General features: G+C 37.5%; 21 protein-coding genes and 3 tRNA genes. 13 read left to right on the top strand and 11 right to left on the bottom strand.

Going from position 1 to position 24,859, the window contains the following annotated elements:
* Both HX005_RS06390 and folD read right to left on the bottom strand, forming a co-directional pair.
* Window positions 1-669, bottom strand: a complete 669-nt coding sequence (locus tag HX005_RS06390) for a class I SAM-dependent methyltransferase (RefSeq protein WP_107007032.1) — start codon at window positions 667-669, stop codon at window positions 1-3.
* A gap of 284 nt (window positions 670-953) precedes the next feature.
* Window positions 954-1,802, bottom strand: coding sequence for a bifunctional methylenetetrahydrofolate dehydrogenase/methenyltetrahydrofolate cyclohydrolase FolD (gene folD / locus HX005_RS06385; protein WP_286376701.1), 849 nt, complete (start codon window positions 1,800-1,802; stop codon window positions 954-956).
* 151 nt (window positions 1,803-1,953) lie between these two features.
* On the opposite strand from folD, the gene HX005_RS06380 reads away from it, so the two are divergent.
* The 4 genes from HX005_RS06380 to HX005_RS06365 all read left to right on the top strand — a co-directional run bounded on the left by HX005_RS06380 (window position 1,954) and on the right by HX005_RS06365 (window position 3,452).
* Window positions 1,954-2,027: transfer RNA gene (locus tag HX005_RS06380), tRNA-Cys, on the top strand.
* A gap of 9 nt (window positions 2,028-2,036) precedes the next feature.
* Window positions 2,037-2,122, top strand: a tRNA-Leu gene (locus HX005_RS06375).
* A 309-nt stretch (window positions 2,123-2,431) separates the two neighbouring features.
* Entirely contained in the window at window positions 2,432-3,163 is a 732-nt protein-coding gene (locus HX005_RS06370; protein ID WP_286376700.1) for a hypothetical protein, read from the top strand.
* Window positions 3,164-3,366: 203 nt separating this feature from the next.
* Window positions 3,367-3,452 (top strand) — tRNA-Leu (locus HX005_RS06365).
* Window positions 3,453-3,804: 352 nt separating this feature from the next.
* Here HX005_RS06365 and HX005_RS06360 read toward each other — a convergent pair.
* The 5 genes from HX005_RS06360 to rlmE all read right to left on the bottom strand — a co-directional run bounded on the left by HX005_RS06360 (window position 3,805) and on the right by rlmE (window position 9,925).
* The gene (locus tag HX005_RS06360; RefSeq protein WP_107007029.1) at window positions 3,805-4,119 is read right to left on the bottom strand and encodes a DUF5713 family protein; all 315 of its coding nucleotides are present in this window, start codon (window positions 4,117-4,119) and stop codon (window positions 3,805-3,807) included.
* A gap of 80 nt (window positions 4,120-4,199) precedes the next feature.
* Complete coding sequence (locus HX005_RS06355) at window positions 4,200-5,705, bottom strand: vWA domain-containing protein (protein ID WP_286376785.1); 1,506 nt, start codon at window positions 5,703-5,705, stop codon at window positions 4,200-4,202.
* 369 nt (window positions 5,706-6,074) lie between these two features.
* Window positions 6,075-6,932 carry a dihydropteroate synthase gene (gene folP, locus HX005_RS06350; RefSeq protein WP_286376699.1) on the bottom strand — a complete coding sequence of 286 codons (858 nt, stop codon included), beginning with the start codon at window positions 6,930-6,932 and terminating at the stop codon, window positions 6,075-6,077.
* A 140-nt stretch (window positions 6,933-7,072) separates the two neighbouring features.
* Window positions 7,073-8,962, bottom strand: a complete 1,890-nt coding sequence (ftsH, locus tag HX005_RS06345; protein WP_107007026.1) for an ATP-dependent zinc metalloprotease FtsH — start codon at window positions 8,960-8,962, stop codon at window positions 7,073-7,075.
* Window positions 8,963-9,274: 312 nt separating this feature from the next.
* Window positions 9,275-9,925, bottom strand: coding sequence for a 23S rRNA (uridine(2552)-2'-O)-methyltransferase RlmE (gene rlmE, locus HX005_RS06340; protein WP_107007025.1), 651 nt, complete (start codon window positions 9,923-9,925; stop codon window positions 9,275-9,277).
* Between the two features lie 199 nt (window positions 9,926-10,124).
* On the opposite strand from rlmE, the gene yhbY reads away from it, so the two are divergent.
* From yhbY to HX005_RS06305, 7 genes are all read left to right on the top strand, one after another.
* Window positions 10,125-10,448, top strand: a complete 324-nt coding sequence (gene yhbY / locus HX005_RS06335; protein WP_286376698.1) for a ribosome assembly RNA-binding protein YhbY — start codon at window positions 10,125-10,127, stop codon at window positions 10,446-10,448.
* Between the two features lie 12 nt (window positions 10,449-10,460).
* Window positions 10,461-11,000: a DOMON-like domain-containing protein gene (locus HX005_RS06330; RefSeq protein WP_286376697.1), complete on the top strand. Its 540-nt coding sequence runs from the start codon at window positions 10,461-10,463 to the stop codon at window positions 10,998-11,000.
* 800 nt (window positions 11,001-11,800) lie between these two features.
* Window positions 11,801-12,943, top strand: a complete 1,143-nt coding sequence (gene carA, locus HX005_RS06325) for a glutamine-hydrolyzing carbamoyl-phosphate synthase small subunit (protein ID WP_286376696.1) — start codon at window positions 11,801-11,803, stop codon at window positions 12,941-12,943.
* A gap of 13 nt (window positions 12,944-12,956) precedes the next feature.
* Window positions 12,957-16,190 carry a carbamoyl-phosphate synthase large subunit gene (gene carB / locus HX005_RS06320; RefSeq protein WP_286376695.1) on the top strand — a complete coding sequence of 1,078 codons (3,234 nt, stop codon included), beginning with the start codon at window positions 12,957-12,959 and terminating at the stop codon, window positions 16,188-16,190.
* Between the two features lie 96 nt (window positions 16,191-16,286).
* Window positions 16,287-16,763: a transcription elongation factor GreA gene (greA, locus tag HX005_RS06315; RefSeq protein ID WP_107007019.1), complete on the top strand. Its 477-nt coding sequence runs from the start codon at window positions 16,287-16,289 to the stop codon at window positions 16,761-16,763.
* 169 nt (window positions 16,764-16,932) lie between these two features.
* The gene (locus HX005_RS06310) at window positions 16,933-17,817 is read left to right on the top strand and encodes a class I SAM-dependent methyltransferase (RefSeq protein ID WP_286376694.1); all 885 of its coding nucleotides are present in this window, start codon (window positions 16,933-16,935) and stop codon (window positions 17,815-17,817) included.
* A 122-nt stretch (window positions 17,818-17,939) separates the two neighbouring features.
* Complete coding sequence (locus HX005_RS06305; protein WP_286376693.1) at window positions 17,940-18,563, top strand: CatB-related O-acetyltransferase; 624 nt, start codon at window positions 17,940-17,942, stop codon at window positions 18,561-18,563.
* 185 nt (window positions 18,564-18,748) lie between these two features.
* On the opposite strand, the gene HX005_RS06300 is transcribed toward HX005_RS06305, so the two are convergent.
* The 3 genes from HX005_RS06300 to ubiH all read right to left on the bottom strand — a co-directional run bounded on the left by HX005_RS06300 (window position 18,749) and on the right by ubiH (window position 21,618).
* A complete protein-coding gene (locus tag HX005_RS06300) occupies window positions 18,749-18,994 on the bottom strand; it encodes a hypothetical protein (RefSeq protein WP_107007016.1) in 246 nt (81 codons plus the stop codon).
* 171 nt (window positions 18,995-19,165) lie between these two features.
* Entirely contained in the window at window positions 19,166-20,410 is a 1,245-nt protein-coding gene (locus HX005_RS06295; RefSeq protein ID WP_286376692.1) for an FAD-dependent monooxygenase, read from the bottom strand.
* Window positions 20,407-21,618, bottom strand: a complete 1,212-nt coding sequence (gene ubiH / locus HX005_RS06290; protein ID WP_286376691.1) for a 2-octaprenyl-6-methoxyphenyl hydroxylase — start codon at window positions 21,616-21,618, stop codon at window positions 20,407-20,409. Before ubiH ends, HX005_RS06295 begins: the two co-directional genes overlap by 4 nt.
* Window positions 21,619-21,787: 169 nt before the next feature.
* Here ubiH and HX005_RS06285 point away from each other — a divergent pair, with 169 nt between their 5' ends.
* Together HX005_RS06285 and HX005_RS06280 are read left to right on the top strand one after the other, a co-directional pair.
* On the top strand, window positions 21,788-22,294 hold the full coding sequence (locus HX005_RS06285; RefSeq protein ID WP_286376690.1) for a metal-dependent hydrolase: 507 nt from the start codon (window positions 21,788-21,790) through the stop codon (window positions 22,292-22,294).
* Window positions 22,291-22,998, top strand: a complete 708-nt coding sequence (locus HX005_RS06280) for a hypothetical protein (protein ID WP_286376689.1) — start codon at window positions 22,291-22,293, stop codon at window positions 22,996-22,998. Before HX005_RS06285 ends, HX005_RS06280 begins: the two co-directional genes overlap by 4 nt.
* 131 nt (window positions 22,999-23,129) lie before the next feature.
* On the opposite strand, the gene HX005_RS06275 is transcribed toward HX005_RS06280, so the two are convergent.
* Window positions 23,130-24,494, bottom strand: coding sequence for a spinster family MFS transporter (locus HX005_RS06275; protein ID WP_286376688.1), 1,365 nt, complete (start codon window positions 24,492-24,494; stop codon window positions 23,130-23,132).
* Between the last annotated feature and the right edge of the window lie 365 nt (window positions 24,495-24,859).

Genomic DNA, 24,859 nt, shown 5'->3' with positions numbered 1-24,859 from the left:
TTACAGCGTCTTATAAAAACTTACATTGCGAAATTCTTTAGCTTCGTCTAAGTCTGGCCAAGTCGTTGCGCTACGCTCATCTAACTTTTGATAATGAACATGACTAAAGTTTTTCACTCGACTATCCGCCACCCACACTTCTGGGGCAAATTTTAAAAATTCATCTAAGAAAAAGCGATTACATTGATCATATAAGACATCCGCTGCGAGCAAAACATCAACCTGCTCAGCCTTGTATAAATCATCCAAATACTCAAGTTCAACATCATTCAATAATGCATTTTCACGACATGCATCTAGACTGACTTGGTCGATATCACAACAAATGACTCGTTTTGCACCTGCCATTTTTGCTGCAATCGCTACCACACCAGAGCCTGCACCAAAATCAAGCACCACCTTATCTTTAACATGATGAGGTTCTGCCAGCAGCCATTGAGCCATTGCTAAGCCAGAAGCCCAACAAAAAATCCAATAGGGTGTGTCATTCCAAATACGACGAATCACTTCATCATCCAAACGGTCTGTTGGGAAAACAGGTGGAATGAGCCATAAAGAAATTGGGGTTTCAGGCAACTGCTGTGCAAGCAGTTCACAGTTTGGAATTACTTCATGCAAAGCATCGAGTAAGTGTTGTGGGGCTTTTTGAAATTGAAATGTACAGCTCATAAGATTTCTTTTAATTCATTTTAATCTTGAAAATCCCCTCTTCTACTAGGAGAGGGTTAGGGAGAGGTCTTAATTTAATTAATGCCCTCATCCCAACCTTCTCCCTAAGGGAGAAGGAGCATCTCATTATTGTTCACAATGAAATTCTCTCTCCTTTTAGGAGAGGACTAGAGTGAGGTCTTAATCTCCCCTAACCCCTCTTCAAAAAGAGGGGAAACTGTTGCAAATTGAAGATTTGCAACTCCTCCCTTTATCAAATCAAAGGGAGGTTGGGAGGGATTCTATTAACCCAATGCCTTTTCAGCAGCTTCAACAGTTTGACGAATTAAAGTTGTAATTGTCATTGGACCTACACCACCCGGAACTGGCGTATAAGCAGAAGCTACGTCTTCAATCCCAACTAGTTGGATATCACCAACACCACCGCCTTCACGTGGATGGAAACCAGCATCAACGACAACTGCACCTTGTTTGATCCAATCTTTTTGAATCAATTCTGCTTTACCCACAGCACCCACAATAATGTCAGCTTGCTTGACAAACTCAGCAAGATTTTGAGTACGTGAATGACAAATGGTGACTGTTGCATTTGCTTCAAGTAACATCGCTGCCATTGGTTTACCCAAAATCGCAGAACGACCTACCACAACTGCGTGTTTACCCGCAATTTCAATGTTATTTTCTTTGAGAATGGTCATGATGCCCGCAGGAGTCGCTGAACCATAAGCAGCTTCACCCATTGCCATACGACCAAAACCAAGACAAGTCACACCATCAACATCTTTTTCTAAAGAAATGGCATCAAAACAAGCACGCTCATCAATTTGCGCAGGGACTGGATGCTGCAAAAGAATACCGTGTACATCAGGATTAGCATTTAATTTTTCAATTTCAGCCAATAATTGCTCAGTTGTGGTTTCTGTACCCAATTCAACTTTAAGAGAGTCCATACCTACACGACGGCAAGCATTACCTTTCATACGAACATAAGTTGCTGAAGCACCATCATCACCAACCAAAATCGTCGCAAGAATTGGGGTACGACCTGTTTTTGCTTTCAACGCTTCAACGCGAGTTAACAAGTCAGTTTCAATTTGTTTTGCCAATGCACGACCATCTAAAACTAATGCCACGGCACATCTCCAAGGTAGATATGAATCAATTTTGCAAATAATACATGATTATTTAGACAATTTTATTCTATATGCTGATTTTATGTGCATACGAATAAATATAGTATTGTTTTTTTTTCAAAGGTTGCTAATATGTGCATCACCAAGACACGGTGGGATGGCAGAATGGTGATGCAGCGGACTGCAACTCCGTAAATGCCGGTTCGATTCCGGCTCCTACCTCCAATCTTGTAAGCCCGAGTGGTGAAATCGGTAGACACAGGGGATTTAAAATCCCCCGCCCACAAAGCGTGCCAGTTCGAGTCTGGCCTCGGGCACCATTTTAATACTTATTAAAATGGTGCAATAAAGAACCCTGCAATATGCAGGTTTTTTTATGCCTAAAATTCCTCAACTTCTATCACCTTCACCCAAATTATAACAAAACGCCTACTAAATCATTGAAATACAATTATTATATAGCCACCTTAAAGCCACTATATTTATTTTCTGTATAATCATTTTTTAAAATCAGTAATTATCGACAATCTCTTGCCCTCATTTCTATTCAACACGTACAATATTCACCGACCAATCTTTCTAATTTGATAAGAAGCTATTTCTACCCGATTTAACTTCTCATGAGCAATATGAGCAAAACCCAACAGACCGCACTCTATTTACAGCAATTAGAAAAAAAGTATCCTCAAGCTTTTAAACGCAACTATTTATTTTATAGTCAGATTAAAACCAGAGGGATTTTGGATGAATTACGTGAACTCATCCCTTGGGTTCTTGCTGCCATGATTTTTGTCAGCATTGATTTTGCCTTAGGTAATTTCATCGAAACTCATTTTCATCAATTTGATGCAACACAATCTAAAGGCATTGCGATTCTAGTCATCATGCTATTTTTTATGTTGATTGTTCCTCTAATCATTAAACAAATGAAACATAGCTCAACCCATTTATACCAACAGTTTAAAAACGTACCGCTGAAACTCGCGATTGTCATTATTATACAAACCATTAATATTGCTTTTATACAAAGTATGTTTTTACAAGGCGTTCTATTTTTCTTTGCACTTAGCTTTGGCTTTGTTAAATTTTACAAAGAAAATATGTTCAAAGCACATACCAGCACCATTGAATACTATTATTTACAACAAGTTCGTCGTGCTTGCTTTTGGTCATACAAACAAGCCCTAAAGACCAAATCAAAATTAAAGCTTGCTAAAAAAGGCTCACCAGAAGCCAAAAAATCACAAGCCCAACTGAACGAGTACCTTGAATTACATATCAGCCTATTAAAATATGAAAATGAATTGTGTAAAAATTATAAATTCATTGATTTAGATGCTTATATGGATAGTTTAATGTAAACAAAACTCGCCAATACATCAAAATACACCAGCTAATGCAGCAATAAAAAATGAATAATCACATATAACAATAAGCGAATTTTTTAAAAATTAAGAAAAAATGCTGTTTTTTAAATCAGATACTTTCGAATTGATTGAAAATAAAGCAAATAATCATAAATATACTTGCCAAGTTTTATTTTGTTCTTTATTATTGCGCTCATGCCCGAGTGGTGAAATCGGTAGACACAGGGGATTTAAAATCCCCCGCCCACAAAGCGTGCCAGTTCGAGTCTGGCCTCGGGCACCATTTTAATACTTCTTAAAATGGTGCAATAAAGAATCCTGCAATATGCAGGTTTTTTTATGCCTGAAATTTTTATCATTTATTTCTGGTGTATTTCAATCCTTCTTATTCCGCTATTTAACATCTTCACTCTATTCAATTTTAATCAAAATGAATAAGGCAAGATATTTTCATCAAAGAAAAGCTAAATTGAATGAATAACAGAAAATGATCAACACAACAATATAAAGCATTTTAGTGTAGCGGTGATTTTGTGAATGGTATTTAAGAGAAGTTTTAGTGTAAAAGATCACTTTCATAGAACTGAAAATGAGCTTAAATCAATCAGTAAAAATTTAAAAAAATAAAGAGCGGATTACCACTCTCTATTTGAAATTAATTCTTCCATTTCAACATCCATATAACCTTGATCTTGCGCCACCATCATCATTGCTTCCGCAATATAATCTGCCGCAGTATCATCTAAAGATGAATCAAGATCTTCAAACTGTGGTTTCATTTTATTAATTTCCACTACAGTTTTATGTGCCACATGATAAAGTTCATCATCACTTAGGCTTGATTTTGCAATTTTTTTTGCAAAACCTTCAATGACCTGTTTGACCTCAGCAACCAAAATATCTGGATAATATTCATCGTCAAACATAGGGAGAAGTAAATCGTTAAACATATGAACCTAATATTTAGCATTCGTTAAGCGCATCTATATAACATAATGCATACAAAACAACAAACTTCTCCCTGCATAAATTAAGATGCTCGATTCACTTGTTGCACTGTAGGTTTATCAGAACTTAAGCTTTTTGCCTTTTTCAACAAGCCAATAAATTCATCTTTCAAACCAAATTCATCAGGTTGTTGAGCTGACTGTGCCAGTTGTAAAATATCATTCCAACCCATTGAACCCATATACTTACTGCTATTAAGTTGCTGACCATAACTTGCAACGGCAAGCGCAAAACGCGTATCACCACTTGCCTGAGTTAATGGCTTAGATGACGCTGAAATAGGCTGGGTTAATAAAATACTTTTTGTCTGATTTGGTAATTTATAACGTAAATTTAAATAAGCATACTCCGTCTTACTCCCCTGTGCTTTTGCCTCATTTTGATAACGAGAATCAGCCAACCAACCTTTTTGACCTGTTGGAATAATTTCATACAAAGCAGTCACAGTATGTCCAGCTCCGATATCACCTGCATCAACCTGATCATTATTAAAATCTTCTTGCTTCAACATACGGTTTTCATAACCAATCAAGCGATATTCTTTTACTGTGGCAGGATTAAACTCTACTTGAATTTTTACATCTTGAGCCACTGTTGCAAGTGTTGAACTAAGCTGTTGTTTTAATACCTTCTTCGCTTCATTTTCATTATCAATATAGCTATAGTTCCCATCACCAGCATCCGCTAATTGCTCCATAAGCTGCTCATCATAATTACCACGACCAAAACCTAAAGTCGTAAATGAAATACCTGTTTTGCGCTTCTCAGCAATCATATTTTTTAAGGTATCAAAATCTGTAATCCCGACATTAAAATCTCCATCTGTAGCAATTAAAATACGGTTAATTCCATTTTGAATAAAAGATTTTTGCGCCTCTTTATATGCCATTTGAATCGCACTTTCACCCGAAGTAGAACCACTTGCCGAAAGGTCATTTATGGCATTTAAAATTTTGCTTTTTTCATTTCCTGAAGTTGGCTCTAGCACAACCTCCTCATGTCCAGAATACGTAATTAAAGTCACTTTATCCTGAGGACGAAGCTGCTCAGTTAAAATTGTTAAGGTTTTTTTAACTAAAGGTAACTTTTTCTCTTCATCCATACTGCCTGAAACATCAACTAAAAATACCAAGTTTGCAGGGGGAAGCTGTTTTTGATCAATATTTTTAGCCTGAATCCCGATACGAATCACTTTTGCATTGGCTTGCCAAGGTGAATCTACTGTTTCAGTATTGACCGAAAATGGATGTTGACCTGTAGGCTGTGGATAATGATAGTTAAAATAGTTGATCATCTCCTCTACACGCACTGCATCTACAGGTGGCAAGGTTTTGTCTTGTGTCAGGAAGCGTCGTACATTGGCATAACTTCCTGTATCCACATCAGCACTAAATGTTGACACAGGCTCTTTTGCAACAACTTTTACCGTATTTTGTTCATTTTTTTGGTAGTTTTCAGTACTTCCCTCAGAACCATAGGCTTCTGCTTCTACAACCGCATCTGCTGCGACGACTTCTGTAGCTGCCATATCACTTACTGCTTCTTCGGTTTTTTTAGAACACCCTGACAGTAGTACCGTCATCATTGATGCTACTAAAATTGTGTATTTCATTTTCATCACTCAATCCTCAATTCAAATTTTGTAATTTTTCTGATTTATATCGATATACTTCATTTGTTATATTATAACATAAATGTATTTTAGCAATATGAGACTTGAATTTGGTTGACATGATTTTATAGTCATTTTGTAATTTAAAATTTAACTATAAATATCAAATATTTAAACAAATAAAACACAAATTATCAAACCTAAAGATCTCAAAATAAAAAACACAACAAGAACTGTGTTCTCATTGTGTGAAATTTTATAACTATTTTAAGCAAAATTTAAAAATTAAGTTGCAGCTGCTAAAGTTGCTTGCCATACCAATATCGCTTCATGCATCGCTTTTACATCATGTGCACGCACCATACATGCGCCCTGCTGAATACTCATCAGATGTGCAGTAACACTTCCAACCGCACGATTTTGCGCATCTGCTCCACCTAATGCCTCACCAATAAAACGCTTACGTGAAAGTGCAGAAAGTATTGGATATCCCATTTCATTTAACTTATACAGTTCATTCAATAGTTTTAAGTTTTGCTGAGCATTTTTTGCAAAACCAAAGCCCGGATCAATCATAATATTTTCAGGTTTCACACCTGCATCTAAAGCATCCGCTACACGTTGTTTTAACTCATAGATGACATCGGTTGTCACATCTTGATATTGATCCAAATTATTCATCGTGGTCGGCTCACCACGCATATGCATAATGATCACAGGAATGTCCAAATCAGCCGCGACTTGTAAAGCATGAGGTCGTGTTAATGCACGCACATCATTCCAAATATGCGCACCTGCTTGAACGGCTGCTTTAATCACTTCAGGTTCAGAAGTATCAATTGAAATAACAACATCTAATTTTGCCAATGCTTGCACAACAGGAATGACTCGCTGTAGCTCTTCTTCAATAGAAACAGGAGAAGCACCCGGTCTTGTTGATTCTCCACCAACATCAATTACAGTTGCTCCATCCACAATCATTTGTTGAGCAAATGCAATCGCCTGTTCAACTTCATTATGCATTCCTCCATCACTAAACGAATCTGGTGTGACATTTAAAATCCCCATGACATGTGGTTTAGATAAATCTAATGTCAAAGTCCCACAATTTAAAACTCGTTGAGTTAAGGGTATCAACTGCATAAGAACACTCCATTTTTACATTGCTATATTCTAACAAGTTCACTCCTTAAAATATTGAAATGTTTTACACCCCATAAATAATTTAAATAGAATAAAAAAAGAGCCTCTAAATAGAGACTCTTTTAACCATCATCAACATATTAATTTGCTGGTAATGGTGGAGGTGTTGATGGACCATTATTTGGAGTTACATCAATGACTGGATTTTCAGCAATATAAACTTTTGGTGGTTGTGGTTCACGACCTTCCATAATGTCACGGATTTGATCACGATCAATCGTTTCCCATTCCATCAAAGCTTTTACCATTGCGTGTGCGATATCTTTATTATTTTCAAGAATCTCACGTGCAACTCGATACTGCTCATCCAAAATACGACGTACTTCCTGATCAACCATTTGTTGTGTTGCTTCAGAAATTGTACGACTACCTACATTACCAAAGAAGCCATTTTGATTTTCATCTTCATAAACCATTACGCCCATTTTCTCAGACATACCGTACTTCGTAACCATTGCACGTGCCATTTTCGTTGCACGTTCAAAGTCATTTGAAGCACCAGTCGACATTTGGTTAATAAATACTTCTTCAGCAATACGACCACCAAAAAGAATTGAAAGTTCATTCAACATCTTATCTTTATAATGGCTAGTTTGATCATGTTCAGGTAACTGCCAAGTTACTCCCAAAGCCCAACCACGCGGCATAATCGTTACTTTATGCACAGGGTCTGTACCTGGAAGAATTTCAGCAACAATCGCATGACCTGCTTCATGGTAAGCAGTTGCACGACGTTCTTCTTCACGAATCACCATCGACTTACGTTCAGGACCCATGTAGATTTTATCTTTAGCATCTTCAAAGTCATGCATATCGACAGTGTTCTTGTTACGACGCGCAGCGAATAACGCTGCTTCGTTCACAAGGTTTGCCAATTGTGCACCTGAGAAGCCAGGCGTACCACGTGCTAGAACTTTAACATCCACACCTGTTACAGAAGGCAATTTCTTCAAGTGAACATTTAAAATTTGCTCACGACCTTTGATGTCTGGAAGACCTACCATCACTTGACGGTCAAAACGACCTGGACGTAGTAAAGCTTTATCGAGTACATCTGCACGGTTTGTTGCAGCAATGACGATAATACCTTCATTGCCTTCGAAACCATCCATTTCCACAAGCATTTGGTTCAGCGTTTGCTCACGTTCATCGTGACCACCACCTGTACCTGAACCACGGTGACGACCAACTGCATCAATCTCATCAATAAAGATGATACATGGTGCATGACGTTTTGCTTGTTCGAACATGTCGCGCACACGTGATGCACCAACACCCACAAACATTTCAACGAAATCAGAACCTGAGATACTAAAGAATGGTACTTTTGCCTCACCTGCAATCGCTTTTGCAAGTAAAGTTTTACCTGTACCCGGAGGACCAACCATCAACACGCCTTTAGGAATTGTTGCACCTAAGCGTTTGAATTTTGCTGGATCCTTTAAGAAATCAACAATTTCAACAACTTCTTGTTTTGCTTCGTCACAACCTGCAACATCTGTAAATGTTACTTTGATTTGGTCTTCTGAAAGCATTTTTGCTTTTGACTTACCAAAACTCATTGGACCATTTTTACCGCCTGCGCCACCACCCATGTTGCGCATAAAGAACATGAATAACAAAATGATTAAAAGCACAGGGAAGCTTGCGATAAGAAGCTGCATCAATAAACCTTGACGCTGAGGTGCAGTACCTTCAACAACAACGTTATTTTTGATTAGAGTAGGCATCAATTCAGGATCTTGAACCGCAGGACGGATACTTTCAAAATCTGAACCATTGGTTTTTTCGCCACTTATTCTTTCACCATCAATAGTGACTTGTTTAATCTGACCTGCATTAACCGCTGTAACAAACTCAGAATAGTTCATTGCTGCAGGCTTATTGCGGTCACTAATGTTACTGAAAATTAAAATCAGCACACCAAGTATCACAAGCCACAAGACGGCGTTTTTGAAGAGATCGCTCAAAGCTTTATTCCCATATCAATCTAATTTGACCATGCCCATAGAGGGTGATCCTAACAAAAAGCGAGTAATGAATTTCGCAATAAATTTTAAAAACGTACAAAATGCACAATTTTTAACAACTTGGCAAGAAGACTTATTGACAATTCATACATGAATTACACGATTCATTTCAATTTTTTTCAAAAATGCCTTTCAGTTGCATAATGTTATCTCATTATTCAACCAATACAGCTTTCATGAAACAATTTCAAACATAACACATGCATCAGAAAATGCTTTAGAAAAATTCACATTCTCTTTTATCAAAAATTCTTACTGCGAAGCCTTTTTACGACCTTGTCCAATTAAAAAAACTTCTTTTGAACGTGCTCGTGATGCAGCGGGTTTCGCTGTTTTCAACACATCAAAACTACTGACGACTTGTTTACGAAATTCATCAAAACCGTCCCCTTGGAAAACCTTAACTACAAATTGCCCTTTAGGTCCTAAAACCTTATTCGCAAAATCAAGTGCAAGCTCACACAAGTAAATTTGACGAGGTTGATCTACTGCCTTATTACCTGATGTATTGGGGGCCATATCTGAAATTACAACGTCTACAGTACGTCCATTTAAAATATTTAACAATTTTTCAAAAACTTCTTCTTCACGAAAGTCACCTTGCAAAAAGGTAACATCAGGTAAAGCATCCATTTCTAAAATATCTGAAGCAATGACTAAACCTTTATCACCAACGAGTTTTCCTGCAATTTGTGACCAACTTCCTGGTGCAGCACCAAGATCGACTACAGTCATACCCGGTTTAATCATTTTATATTTTTCTTGAATTTCAAGTAGCTTATACGCAGCACGAGCACGATAGCCTTCTTTTTGTGCTTTTTTCACAAAAGGATCATCTAAATGCTCTCTCATCCACGCACGACTACTTTTAGATAACTTTTGGTTGGTAATGCGTGTAGCCATAACTCTCTTAATACAAATTAATAATCCGCTCTTGATTGTACGTGAAAAATATTCGTATTGCAGTATGCAACAGCATTTAAATCATCTGTTATTCGTGTGTTTTTTTAAATCAGCATAATCGATTATTTCTACAGAATTTACAGCGCAGTGATATGGCTTTTGTTATACTAGGTCGTTTTTAAAATTAGGTTATGCTTATATGGCAACTCTCTCTATCCAAGAACGTAAACGTTTACGTCAAATCGGACATGCATTAAACCCTGTCGTAATGCTGGGCGATAAAGGCTTGACTGATAGTGTCGTTGAAGAATTAAACCGTGCTTTACACGATCATGAGCTTATTAAGATCAAAATTGCAGGTGAAGATCGCGAAACTCGTGCTGCGCTCATCACTGAAATTGCAAATACTGCTGAAGCTGAAGTCGTACAAACCATTGGTAAAATTGCTTTGCTTTATAAAAAAGCTGCAAAACAAAATCCTAAACTGTCGAACTTAGTTCGTCACGCTCATCTTTCAAATTAAGATTATTGTTTCATGGCAAGTTATGAACTCAATGCTTTTGATCGTCGATTTCAAAGCATTTCTCTCGTTGGTGCGATTGAACAAGTCAGTCCCTATACACTCAATGTGGGTTATTGGTTAAGAGATCCTAATCAACTCATTTTGTATCCTGACTTGGTTGCATCTCATCCACGTTTAGATTTTCTTTGGGAAAAAACTTGCTTTGAAATTTTTATAGGCGTACAGGGCGAAGATTATTATCGTGAGATTAACCTTTCCCCTTCGCAAGCATGGCAAGCTTATCAGTTTGAAGAATATCGCTATCCTGAAACTATGCCACCACAAGTTGCGTATGATATTGAACTCAATCAATTAAAACGCACGCATTATGGCTTAAATGTTAGCCTCGATTTAACTGAATTTATGTTAGCCCATAAGTTAAAGTGGTCTGATCTTTTTATTGGTCTAACAGCAGTTTTAGAAACATCACAAGCACAGCAGTTTTATGCTATGCAGCATAGTGGGCAAAATGCAGACTTTCACAATAAACGTGATTGGCTACATCTCTTTTAAGCCACATTGTCTTAATGAAATGTAAAAGTAACAAAAGCAAAAGGTTCCCCCCTTTTGCTTTATCTTTTTACAGCCAACTACCAACATCACTAGGAGATAAAACAATAAAAATAAATTGCTGATGAGAACAATCATATAAAGTATGCCCCTCCCATAACCAGAAACAAAATCCAATATAAATTTCATATAAAATTCACCCAGACTCTGTGTCAAAACTCCAAACATATACAAAGCCTAAAAGAGCGTTATGCCACCTCATTTTCCATTTTCTAATGTTTTGAATAATTCGTTTTAAAATTTATTTTTAAACTGATGATTATTTCCAACCCACTTAAACTGACTAATAAATAATACAAATGAACATTTTTTATGAAATGGTACACAAATAAAACGCCTGCTCATGCTTTATTTTTAAGCTATATTTTTATAACTCAAAACAATGGGAAAATATTTTTTACCAATCGTTAAATTTATTACGTTTTACTATTTTTAATAAAAACCTTGCTAACAAGCTAAACTATAACAATAAATTTTAAATTTTGATTTATCGAATAAATATTACATTTTAGCGATTAGATATTCATTTTTTATAAAACAGAAACTCACTCTAAATACAAGGCGTTTATCTGACATATTGTTAATTTTTTACATGGACTTCAAAGGCAATGATGCGTATAATGCAGTGTTAAGTTATAAGCGAGCAGACACAGGGAGGGTAGGATTTAATTAACCTTCCTTTTTTTTCGTCTACTCGCTTTTTTACAGCCCTATTTTTGTGGTTTTAGTTCAGGAGCTTTGGTTTGAGCACCCCCGCCATTTTAGCCCTTGCTGACGGTACTATCTTTAAAGGTACATCGATCGGCGCTACGGGAAGTACGACTGGTGAAGTCGTTTTTAACACTGCCATGACTGGTTATCAAGAAATCTTGACCGATCCAAGTTATGCCCAGCAACTTGTAACTTTAACTTATCCTCATATCGGTAATACTGGTTGTAATGACGAAGACGCTGAGTCTGGTCGCATTCACAAAGTCTGGGCGAATGGTTTAATCATTCGTGACTTGCCTTTATTACATAGCAACTTCCGATCAACGCAATCTTTAGGCGACTATTTAAAAGAACATAATGTCGTTGCAATTGCAGATATCGACACACGCAAATTAACACGTATTTTACGTGATAAAGGTGCACAAAATGGTTGTATTCTTGCTGGTGAAAATATCACTGAAGAAGAAGCGATTGCAAAAGCACGTGCATTTGGTGGTTTAAATGGTTTAGATCTTGCCAAAGAATGTTGCGATCCTGAAGGTTTTGAATGGACTGAAGGTTCATGGACTTTAGGCAAAGGTTTCTCTCAACCTGAAGCAAAATTCCACGTTGTTGCATACGATTACGGTGTCAAAACCAACATCTTACGTATGCTTGCAGATCGCGGTTGTAAATTAACTGTTGTTCCTGCACAGACACCTGCTGAAAAAGTCCTTGCTTTGAATCCAGATGGCATATTCTTGTCAAATGGTCCTGGCGACCCAGCAGCATGTGACTATGCGATTGAAGCAGTAAAAACAATTGTGGAAGATGCGCGTAATGTGCCTGTATTTGGGATCTGCTTAGGTCACCAAATTCTTGCTCTTGCATCTGGTGCTAAAACTGTGAAAATGCCTCACGGTCACCACGGTGCTAACCATCCTGTACAAAATCTTGAAGATGGTACAGTGATGATTACTTCTCAAAACCATGGCTTCGCAGTAGATGCAGAAACTTTACCTGCAACGCTAAAAGCAACGCACAAATCATTGTTCGATCAAACCCTGCAAGGGATTCATCGTACAGACAAGCCAGCGTTTAGCTTCCAAGGTCACCCTGAAGCAAGCCCTGGTCCACATGACTGTGCACCATTGTTCGATCATTTCATCGAACTTATTGAAGCATCTAAGAAGTAATTAAGGAGCGATCATGGCTAAACGTACAGACATTAAAAGCATCCTGATTATTGGTGCGGGTCCGATTGTCATCGGTCAAGCATGTGAGTTTGACTACTCAGGTGCTCAAGCGTGTAAAGCGCTTCGTGAAGAAGGCTATCGTGTTATTTTGGTGAACTCTAACCCAGCAACCATTATGACTGACCCAGCAATGGCTGATGCAACGTATATCGAACCGATTACTTGGCAGACTGTTGCAGCTATCATTGAGAAAGAACGCCCAGATGCAGTTCTTCCTACAATGGGTGGTCAAACTGCTTTGAACTGTGCTCTTGCACTTGATGAGCATGGCATTCTCAAAAAATTCAATGTTGAATTGATTGGTGCGACCAAAGAAGCCATCGAAAAAGCGGAAGACCGTAAACTTTTCGATATCGCAATGCGTAAAATTGGTCTTGAATGTCCAAAAGCTGACATTGCTGAGTCAATGGAAGAAGCTTTAGCGATCCAAGCACGTTTTGGTTTCCCTGTGATTATCCGTCCTTCATTCACTATGGGTGGTTCAGGCGGTGGTATCGCATACAACAAAGAAGAATTCATTGAAATCTGTGAACGCGGTTTCGATCTTTCTCCAACTAAACAATTATTGATTGATGAATCTTTAATTGGTTGGAAAGAATACGAAATGGAAGTTGTTCGTGACAAAAACGACAACTGTATCATCGTATGTGCGATTGAAAACTTCGACCCAATGGGTGTACACACAGGTGACTCAATCACTGTTGCGCCTGCACAAACATTGACAGACAAAGAATATCAATTGATGCGTAATGCATCTTTAGCTGTTCTTCGTGAAATTGGTGTTGAAACGGGTGGTTCAAACGTTCAGTTCGGTATTAACCCGAAAGATGGTCGTATGGTCATCATCGAGATGAACCCACGTGTTTCTCGTTCTTCTGCGCTTGCGTCTAAAGCAACAGGTTTCCCGATTGCAAAAATCGCAGCAAAACTTGCTGTAGGTTATACGCTTGATGAATTGAAAAATGACATCACTGGCGGTACAACACCTGCATCATTCGAACCTGCAATTGACTACGTTGTCACTAAAGTTCCACGTTTCAACTTCGAAAAATTCCCACAAGCTGACGCAACTTTGACGACACAGATGAAATCTGTGGGTGAAGTCATGGCGATTGGTCGTAACTTCCAAGAGTCTGTAAATAAAGCACTCCGTGGTCTTGAAGTGGGTGCTTGTGGTTTTGATGAAAAAATCGCGCTAGGTACTGAAGGCGCACGTGAAAAGATTTTAGTTGAGCTTAAAGTTCCAGGTCCTGAGCGTATTTGGTATGTAGCTGACGCGTTCCGTCACGGCTTCACTTTAGATGACGTTTTTGAAGCAACCAAAATTGACCGCTGGTTCTTGATCCAAATCGAAGATATCGTTAAAACTGAAAACGAAATCAGAACTTTAGGTTTTGGTGATTTGAATGCAGACAATATCCGTGCATTCAAACGTAAAGGTTTATCTGACCTTCGCATTGCGAACTTGATGGGCATTTCACAAAAACAATTCCGTAAACACCGTTGGAACTTGGGCGTAACCCCTGTTTACAAACGTGTAGATACATGTGCTGCTGAGTTTGAATCAGATACAGCATATATGTATTCAACTTACGATGAAGAGTGTGAATCAAACCCATCGACTAAAGATAAGATCATGGTAATCGGTGGCGGTCCTAACCGTATTGGTCAAGGGATCGAGTTCGATTACTGCTGTGTACACGCGGCGCTTGCAATGCGTGAAGACGGTTACGAAACCATCATGGTGAACTGTAACCCTGAAACAGTTTCAACCGATTATGATACATCTGATCGTTTGTACTTCGAACCAATTACGCTTGAAGATGTACTTGAAATCGTACGTACTGAAAAGCCTAAAGGTATTATCGTACAGTACGGTGGTCAAACTCCGCTTAAATTGGCTCGTGCTTTAGAAGAAGCAGGTGCACCAATTATCGGTACATCTCCAGATGCAATCGACCGTGCAGAAGACCGTGAACGTTTCCAACAAATGATTCAACGTCTACAACTTCGTCAACCAAACAACAGCATTGTAAAATCTGCTGAAGAAGGTATGGCTGAAGCTGCGAAAGTTGGCTATCCATTAGTAGTACGTCCATCTTATGTATTGGGTGGTCGTGCGATGGAAATCGTATATAACGATGACGAACTTAAACGCTACTTACGTGATGCGGTTCAAGCATCAAATGAAGCGCCTGTTCTTCTTGACCATTTCTTAGATGATGCAATCGAAGTTGACGTAGACTGCGTATCTGACGGTAAAGACGTTGTGATCGGCGGTATCATGCAGCATATCGAACAAGCAGGTATTCACTCAGGTGACTCAGCATGTTCTATTCCTCCTTATTCTCTTTCTCAAGAGATTCAGGATGAAATGCGTCGTCAAACAGTTGCAATGGCAAAAGAACTTGGCGTTGTTGGTCTGATGAACGTTCAGTATGCTGTAAAAGGTAATGACGTTTATATTTTAGAAGTAAATCCACGTGCATCACGTACTGTGCCATTCGTTTCTAAATGTATCGGTGACTCTTTAGCAAAAGTTGCTGCGCGTTGTATGGCGGGTCAATCTTTAGAATCTCAAGGATTCACTAAAGAAATCATCCCGACTCATTTTGCAGTAAAAGAAGCTGTATTCCCATTCAACAAGTTCCCTGGTGTAGATCCAATTCTTGGACCTGAGATGAAATCTACAGGTGAAGTGATGGGTGTAGGTAAAACTTTTGGTGAAGCATTCTATAAAGCTGTTTTAGGTGCAAATGAACGTTTACCTGGTCTTCCTACCGAAGGCGAAGTGAAACATGCATTTATTTCTGTACGTGATTCTGACAAGCCTCGTGCTGTTGGTATTGCAAAACAGTTAACTGATCTTGGTTTCAAAGTTATCGCTACTGGCGGAACTTATGATGTAATTAAAGATGCAGGTATTGAATGTGAACGCGTGAACAAAGTCACAGAAGGTCGTCCTAATATCGTCGACCGCTTGAAAAATGGCGAAGTTCAGCTCATTATCAATACAACTGAAGGTAAACAAGCTCAGCAAGATTCGTTCTCGATTCGTCGTTCAGCACTTCAAGGTAAAGTGTATTACACTACAACCTTAAATGGCGCTGATGCTGTTTGCCAAGCTTTAGCCATTAAATTGCCAATGGATGTATACCGTTTGCAAGATTTACAAACTGTAGGTTAATTCGTTTACCGAGAAGTCCCGTCACCTCTCGGTGGCGGGCTTTTTTCATTTCTAAACCTATGTTTTTTTCATACACTCACAAATTGAGGGACAACAATGCAACGTTATCCTATGACACCTGAAGGCAAGGTAGCCTTAGAAAAAGAACTTCAACAGTTAAAATCTGTTGATCGTCCACGTATTATTGCAGCGATTGCGGAAGCACGTGAACATGGGGATTTAAAAGAAAATGCAGAATACCATGCAGCACGTGAACAGCAAGGTTTCTGTGAGGGACGTATTCAAGATATCGAAGGTAAACTCGGTGCTTGTCAAGTGATTGATGTTAAAGAACTTGAACAAACAGGTCGTGTTGTTTTTGGTGTGACGGTGACCATCGAAAACTTAGATACTGAAGAACAAAAAACCTACCAAATCGTAGGTGATGATGAAGCTGATTTTAAAATTAATAAAATTTCTGTGAATTCACCTATCGCACGTGGTCTTTTGGGTAAAAATGAAGGTGATGAAGCTAAAATCATCACGCCACAAGGCGAAGTTGAATATGAAGTTGTCAGTGTTGAATATCTTTAATTCATATTAAAGCACAATATTTGATAGAATTTAGGGCTGATCATTCAGCCCTTTTTTATGCTTGCTCGAAAATGACCATATTAGCTACGTACTTCAAAGCAAAACGCCATTGTTAATTTTCACTATTCTTTTTAAAGTGTTAGAAAATAAAAAATCAAGTGGAAATATTATGAAAGCAGGACGAGTGAGTCGTACCGCTGAAGCCGCAGCAGCATTACGCGCCAACCATCATCTAAATGCTGAAAATCCTGTATTTTCAGACCCATATGCTTTTGATATGACCAATGCACGTTGGCGTTTACTGTTAAATAATTCGTTAGTTCGTAAAACCTTAAATTCAAGTTTTATGAACAAAACTTTTGGGAAACTGACTGGGCAAGTGGTAGGTCGTTCACGCTATAGTGAAGATTTATTACAGCAAGCGATTGAAAATAATAATGTTCAACAATATGTATTAGTTGGCGCAGGCTTAGATTCCTTTGTTTTACGTTTAGCTGATCAATATCCACAACTAAAAATTTTTGAAGTGGATCATCCTGATACGCAAAAAACTAAGATTGAAAAACTAAAGAAAATTTCTAAATCGAATCAATTGCCTGCTAATGTCGAATTTGTCAGCATAGACTTTGAAAAAGAAAAATTATCGGATGCTTTAAAGCGTAGTGGATTTGATTCTGATCATGCTGCATTTTTTTCTTGGTTAGGCACAACACATTATTTAACACCTGAAACAACTTTAGCCACATTGCAAAATATTGCCTCAATTGCAGCGCAAAATAGTGAGGTGGTTATGGACTATTCTGTGGACTATAAAGCCTTGAAAGGTTTTGAGCGCTTAGGATCACATTTTGTAATTCAATTTACACGTTTTATGAAAGAACCGTTGATGGGCGCATTTATTCCTAAAGAGTTACATAATGCTGTGCAAAAAATGGGTTATGCAGTTATAGAGGATTTATCTGGCATTGATATTACTGAGCGTTATTTTCATCATCGTCCTGATCATATTCGCCATACACATGCATCACATTTGATTCATTTAAAACTTGTATAAATTTCCACATCCTCTAAATCACTGAAATAGCCTAGTTTTATATACTACTTAGGCTATTTTACTTAATTTTTGATTCTTGCTCATATAGAATAGCCAAATATGCTTTCTGCTTTGTACTCTCTATGACTGACGCCATCAACTCACCTGTTAAACATTGGTGTGAATTTGAATTTATTTCTAAAACTGTGAAAAACCCCAATATTCATATTAAAGGAAATTATTCTTATTATTCAGCCTATTGGGATCAGGGTTTTGAGCGTTGTGTGGTGCGTTATTTACATGATAAACCTTCAACGCCAGAAAAGCCGATTGATCAGTTATATATTGGTAATTTTGTCTGTTTTGGTGCTGAATGTGTGATCATGATGGGGGGTAATCAGTTGCATCGTCCTGATTGGATTTCGACCTTTCCTTTTGATACCCGTAGTTTTTTACCTGCGGGTGATACAGTCATTGCCGATGGCTGTTGGATTGGTAGTCGTGCCATGATTATGCAAGGGGTAAAAATCGGTGAAGGTGCTGTGGTGGCAACGGGTGCTGTGGTCACGCAAGATGTACCACCCTATGCAATTGTTGGTGGTGTCCCTGCAAAAATTATAAAATATCGTTTTTCAGAAGAAGATATAACAAAACTGCTTTCTCTCAAATTGTATGAAATAGATGAAAAGCAGTTTTTAAAAATGCGAGAGACGTTGCAAAATCATGACTTAGATCAACTGAGTTCATTGATCGAAACACTGAAATAAAAATTAACTACTCACGTATCATCTTGCTAACCATCCTTCTTTTGAGGGTCAGTGGTTTTAATCTATTCATCGCCCCTATCTTATTGCAGATGAGTATCCATCATTGACATTCATCGTCAATAAAAAAAGCCCAAACTATTTTAAGCATCTACCTAAAATATTTGGGTTTTTTTGACAAAGTTTACTTAGTCTTTAGACTCATCAGGTGGAACTTCAGTAATTTTCCCACCACGTGCTAAAAATGCAGCAACTTCATCTTCCAATGCTTGGCGTTGTTTCAGCTTCGCAGTCACCGTTAGAGTTTCTGCTTCCGCTAAGTCAGTGTCAGTCACACTAGAATCAGCAGCATTTGCACCTTTCTCGGCTGCTTTTGCTTCATCATCATCAACTACATTGTCATCATTTTCATCATAATCATTTGTATCCGTCATTTAAGCTCTCCCCATGAATGACTCAGATCATTACCAAAATAAGGTTTATTTACGAAGAAATGTACCAATCTCTTTGGCATTCGCCTAGTACTAAATACACTAAAAGCGCATATTTTTTAACCAAATTAGTAATTTTATTTAAATGATTGTCTAAAAAATATCAAATCCTATTTAAATTGCATAACGTGTATTTTGTAAATTTGATAAACCATTTGCCTGCATCATAAAACGTTCTTTTAAAAATGCGGAATGTTCAACCTGTTTTAAACCAAAGTTTCTAGCCCAAACAAAAGGAAATAATTCAGCCGACTCTAACCAACCAATGATTGACATACTATGCATCATGGCATCATTTTGTCCTTTGCGTAGATGTTCATAACGCTTCAAAGTTTGCTCATGTGCCCATACGCCACGCTTTAAATCATGTAATAACACATCACATAAAATAGCAGCATCTAAACAACCAATATTTACCCCTTGTCCTGCCAAAGGATGAATCACATGTGCAGCATCACCAATCAGTGCTAAACCTTCTTTAACATAACGCTGTGCAGCACGCGCCTTGAGTGGAAATTTTGCACGTGGCGTTGCTTCTAAAATTTCTCCCAACATATGATGACTTTCTTGGGTTAAAAGCTGACAAAACTCGGCATCATTTAAAGCAGCATATTCATCTGCATAATCATCAGGTAGTGTCCAAACAATTGAAATCCAATGTTCTGCTTGTTCAGGTACTAAACTTGCCATGGGTAAAAATGCTAAAGGTCCTGTCGGATGAAAAATTTGTCGTGCAACATATTGATGAGGTTGTGTGCTACGAATCGCACAGGTTAACCCTGCTTGCTTGTAGTCCAAAATATCTAAATCAATAAATGCTTGCTCTCGTACAAATGAATTTGCCCCATCTGCACCAATTACTAATTTGGTTTTCAAGCTTGAGCCATCTGCAAGTTGAATGATCCAATATCCAACAGCTTGCTCTACACGAGTCACTTTAACTTGGGTACGATAGTCTTTTAATTTTTCCAGCATCGTTTGTTGAATGGCAAGATTTAAAACACTCGGTTCTACCATGGAACCTAGACTTTGTTCATCTGTGGGAAAATGTGTAGAAGCTTGACCAAAATTAATTTCGCCATAGCCATTTTTATTCCAAACTTGCATACCTGTATAAGGCATTTGACGTGCAATTTTATCCCATATATTCACTTTTTTAAGCAAATGAATAGTGGCCTGACTGAGTGCTAAAACACGTGGATTTGCGACAGCTAAAGTTTTGCTTTCATCTAAAATAGGTGCAGCATCCAAAACAGTCGCTTGTACACCACCTTCGGCAAGTAATAAAGCAGTTAAACCACCCACTAACCCACCACCCACAATCACCACGTCTAATATATTCTGTGTAGTTTGACTCATGCTTTTAGCCCCATTGCATAATTGGCAACTAAAGGTTTAATCCCAGGAATAAGATCAAAAGCCACCAAACCTGTATTACGTAGCAGTTTTAACATTGGATTTTGATTACTAAAACCACGTACAACTGAATCACAAAATTTAATCACACGCTTTTGATCTGACAAACGCGCTTGCTCATAGGCTTTGAGTATTTCAGGCTCACCAATATCGTTTTTATGAACCACTTGTTGATGAAGATAGCGAACTAAAACATCTGCATCACGCATACATAAATTAAAACCTTGCCCTGCCACAGGATGAATAGTATGAGCAGCATTGCCCATTAAAATGACACGACCTACAGCTTGTTGATGTGCTAATACTTGTGATAGCGGAAAACTAAAACGCTTTCCTGTTTTAATAAATTTCCCTGCACGATCTCCATAGGTTTTTTGCAAAGCATCAAGGAAATGTTGATCATTTTCTTCACCCAACCATTCATGTTCAGTTCCTTTGGTCACAGGCCAAACTACTGAACGGCGATATTCACCAGGTAAAGGTAATAGTGCTAAAGGTCCTAAATGACTAAAGCGTTCAAAACCTACTTGATGATGTGGTTTAGACGTCTGTACAGTGGTCACAATAGCAACTTGCTCATAATCATGTACGTCTACACCAACACCTAAAGCCTGACGACAAAATGAATCTCGACCATCCGCAGCAATGACTAATTTGGCTTTGAGTGCATGAATGTACTCTCCTCCACGTGTTGCTTCTATTTGTACTTCATCTTGATTTTGAGTCAGTGACGTGACTTGCACACCATCAATGAGTTCAATCAAGGGTTGTTGACGTACTTGAGTTAATAACACACGTCCTAACCATGCATTTTCAATCACCTGACCAAAGCTTTCGACTTTTTCTTCATCTGCTTTTAAACGTGCCTTACCAAAACTACCTTGCTCAGTAATATGCACTTCTAAAATTGGGGTAGCATGTTGTTGTAATGCATCCCATAGTCCAAGCTTCTGATAAATCTGCACTGTACGACGAGATAATGCTGTATTACGAGCATCAAAGCTTGAGTGATAAGGTGCAAGGGTTGCATCATCATAATTTGGATATTTGATTGCCTCGAGCAATTTAACTGCGATATTTGCTTTTGCCAACATCAGAGCCAAACTTAGCCCAACCATCCCACCACCCACAATAATGACTTCTTGCTGCATGTTTTAACCCTTTCTATATGCAATTCAGCATGCTGAATACTGCTTATCTTGATTGATTTTATATTACATGAAGCGCAATGATTTTTATATTGGATTAGTATCTTGTTCAGTGTGATTTGGCAGCGTTATGTTAATCTAGGCAAAATTCGTTTTATAAAAATATGAAAAAATGTTTATTGCACATATACCTTCTGGATATATTTTAGCAGATCTATTAGACAAAAAATTAAAACCCAATCTTCTCAGTCGTAAAGCGTTTTATAGCACGATTATGCTCGGTGCTATTTTTCCAGATATTGACCTATTTTACTTTTATTTCTTTGATCAACGCTCAGTACACCATCATCAGTATTTTTTACATTGGTTTTCTGTCTGGATCCCACTTTTTCTGTTGGCATTTGCTGCATGGAAAATCTTTAAACAGCATACTAAGTTTGCATTCATCGCTATGCTATTTTCAGGTGCTGCACTTTTACATATTTGTTTAGATACTTTTGTGGGCGATGTTTGGTTATTTGCACCCTTTATAAATCGATCCTATGTATTTTTTGAAGTTACAGCACGTTATCAACCTTGGTGGTTAAATTTTATTTTTCATTGGTCATTTTTGGTCGAGTTAGTCATCTGTGCTTATGCATTTATTTTATATATTCGTAAAAATAAGGCATTGAAATGATTGTTGCAGGCGGTGGTGCTGGTAGCTTATTTCTCATTATTTTCTTGTTGATTTTAATGTCACTCGGTTCAGCAAGTTTTTATTTTCTTTGGCGATGTCGATATACACGTAAAGGATTACTTGTTCCACCTTTAAAAAAATGGCAACTCTTTTTACTGTATAGCCCAATCGTTTTATGTGTTTTATTTGCAGCTTTGATTTTTTGGGCAGCTCAAGCGAATGAAAAATATGTGAAATTTGAACATGAAAAAGATAAAAATCGCTATTTCACCCTCGAAAAAGATACACCTTTTGGTGAAATTATTCTGCCCAAAGGGACACATATCAGCAAATATATTCCTGCGGGTTTTGATCATAATGCACCACGCGACTTAAATGATGTAGATGGGATTCAATTTCCATATCCAGTACAAATCAATGGCATGTCTGTTCTCGAAATCTCACCAACAATAGGTTTTTTACGTTTAGCTAAAGATTATCATTTCATTCATCAAGCTAAGAAAATGACTTGCCCTAAAACACACTATCTTGTCGTTGATCTTAATAATTATCAGCTAGAGTTAGCATATCGTGATAAAAATCTACCCATCCCACCACTTACATTTAAACCAAGTCTATGGACATTTCAAGATTGCATGTCAAAAATCGATTTCCCATCGTCATTACCGCATTGGAAAGATGGAAAGCTCATAAGTGCAAGGTAAAAAACTGATTTTTATGCTATTTATACATCAACTTATCATTTAAACAGATACAACTCAAATAGACTTTTACTCCACATGATTCATTTATTTATCAATCAAATTTCGTCGTAAAAGTCTATTGAAAGCGTTCATTAATTTGTACTGTTGCCCTCTTCAACCTTCATACTTTCAATGAAGTGCTTACATCCCGATTTTAATAAAACAATTGTCAATAAAGCAGCGACTCCACCAACAATCGCAATTGAATAACCAACTTTATTAATATCTGCAAAAACATGATCTGTGATCATTGCAACTAAAGTTGTGCCTATACCTAAACCGATCAAGCTACTGATTAACAAAAATATTGCAGAAATTTGAGCACGTAATTGGTTTGGTGCAAGTATTTGCATCGCCGCAGTTGAAGTTGGCATCGGAAAAGAAGCAAAAAACATAGCTATACTTAAAATAACTAAAGATACAGTCAGATTGTCTACCATGGTATAACTCATAATCGGCAAGAGAATGCCTAACCCACCTAGAAAACCTGTGTACATTGCCGCATCTTTACGTCCTTTCATGGTTAAATAATCCGTTAACCATCCTGCAAAAAACACGCCTGAAGTATTGGCAATCAACAGAATTGTTCCTAACATATACCCTGTTTCTACAGGTGATAAATGGTAATTTCTCATATAAAAAGCAGGTGACCAACTCATCATACAAAATAGAGCCATCGCATAAAATGTAAAACCCATATAGTGACATGTAAAAGTTTTACGATGCTTAGCTAAAAACTTAAATGAATCCGTAAATTTGACTTTTTCTACTTGCCCTAACGCATTGACACGCTGCCCTTTACGAATAGGATCTCGTACTGTAAGTAAAAAAACGATACCAATCAAAATACCTGGTAAACCAACCAAAATAAAAGCCACCTGCCAAGCTTTCATTAAACCAAACAAAGGAACCTGTATATGCGTTGCATCTTTTAAAAGACTAATCACATAGCCACCGACTAAAAAAGCAGTTCCCCCTCCAATGAATGAGCCAATTGAGTAAATACCAACAGCTTTTCCTAACTTTTCTTTAGAAAACAGATCACTAAATATAGAGTATGCTGCGGGTGATAAAGCTGCTTCGCCTATACCAATGCCCATTCTTGATAAAAATAATTGCAGAAAATTTTTACTCAATCCACAAGCAGCCGTAGCAAAACTCCAAAAAATAATTCCGATTGCAATAATTTTTGGTCTTGAGAAACGATCTGCAAGATATGCAATTGGCAATCCCATGATTGCGTAAAAAAGAGAAAAAGCTAAACCATGTAATAAGCTAAATTGAGTATCTGTCAGATTTAAATCATTTTTAATGGGTTCAATCATCAAAACTAAAATTTGACGATCTATATATGAAAATATATAGGCTAACATGCATAAAAAAACAACATACCAAGCATATTTAGAACTGTGCTGCTTTTGTGGTATCTCACCATCATTTGCATTTTCGTGTCTCATCATTTATTTCCTTATAATTCGAGATTACGTTATCAATCCACACTTTGGACTTTTTAAGTGATGAAAAAATCATTTTCCTAACGAAATGTATTGTTGTTGGATCATCATATTCGCTTTTGATTTTATCAGCACACTGATAATATTTCTTTTTATTTTAAGGAGCAAGTACATTCAGAGAAAATTTTTATTCTGCGTATTGCACAAAATTAGATCAAAAAATGCTGACAGCGGATGCTAATGCCATTTCTTTTTATGAATCTCTTGGCTTTAGTCGTGCTGGAAAAACTCAACCTATGTGGATTTGTGCTGGAACAGAACATTAAAAAATAGAAAAATAAATCAAAGCGCAAACAATAATAAGGACA

Origin of the sequence: Acinetobacter sp. R933-2, assembly GCF_030325485.1 — a bacterium.
Taxonomy (GTDB): Bacteria; Pseudomonadota; Gammaproteobacteria; order Pseudomonadales; family Moraxellaceae; genus Acinetobacter; species Acinetobacter sichuanensis.
The sequence above is the reverse complement of the archived record's forward strand: the minus strand, read 5'-3'. Positions and strand labels throughout refer to the sequence as shown.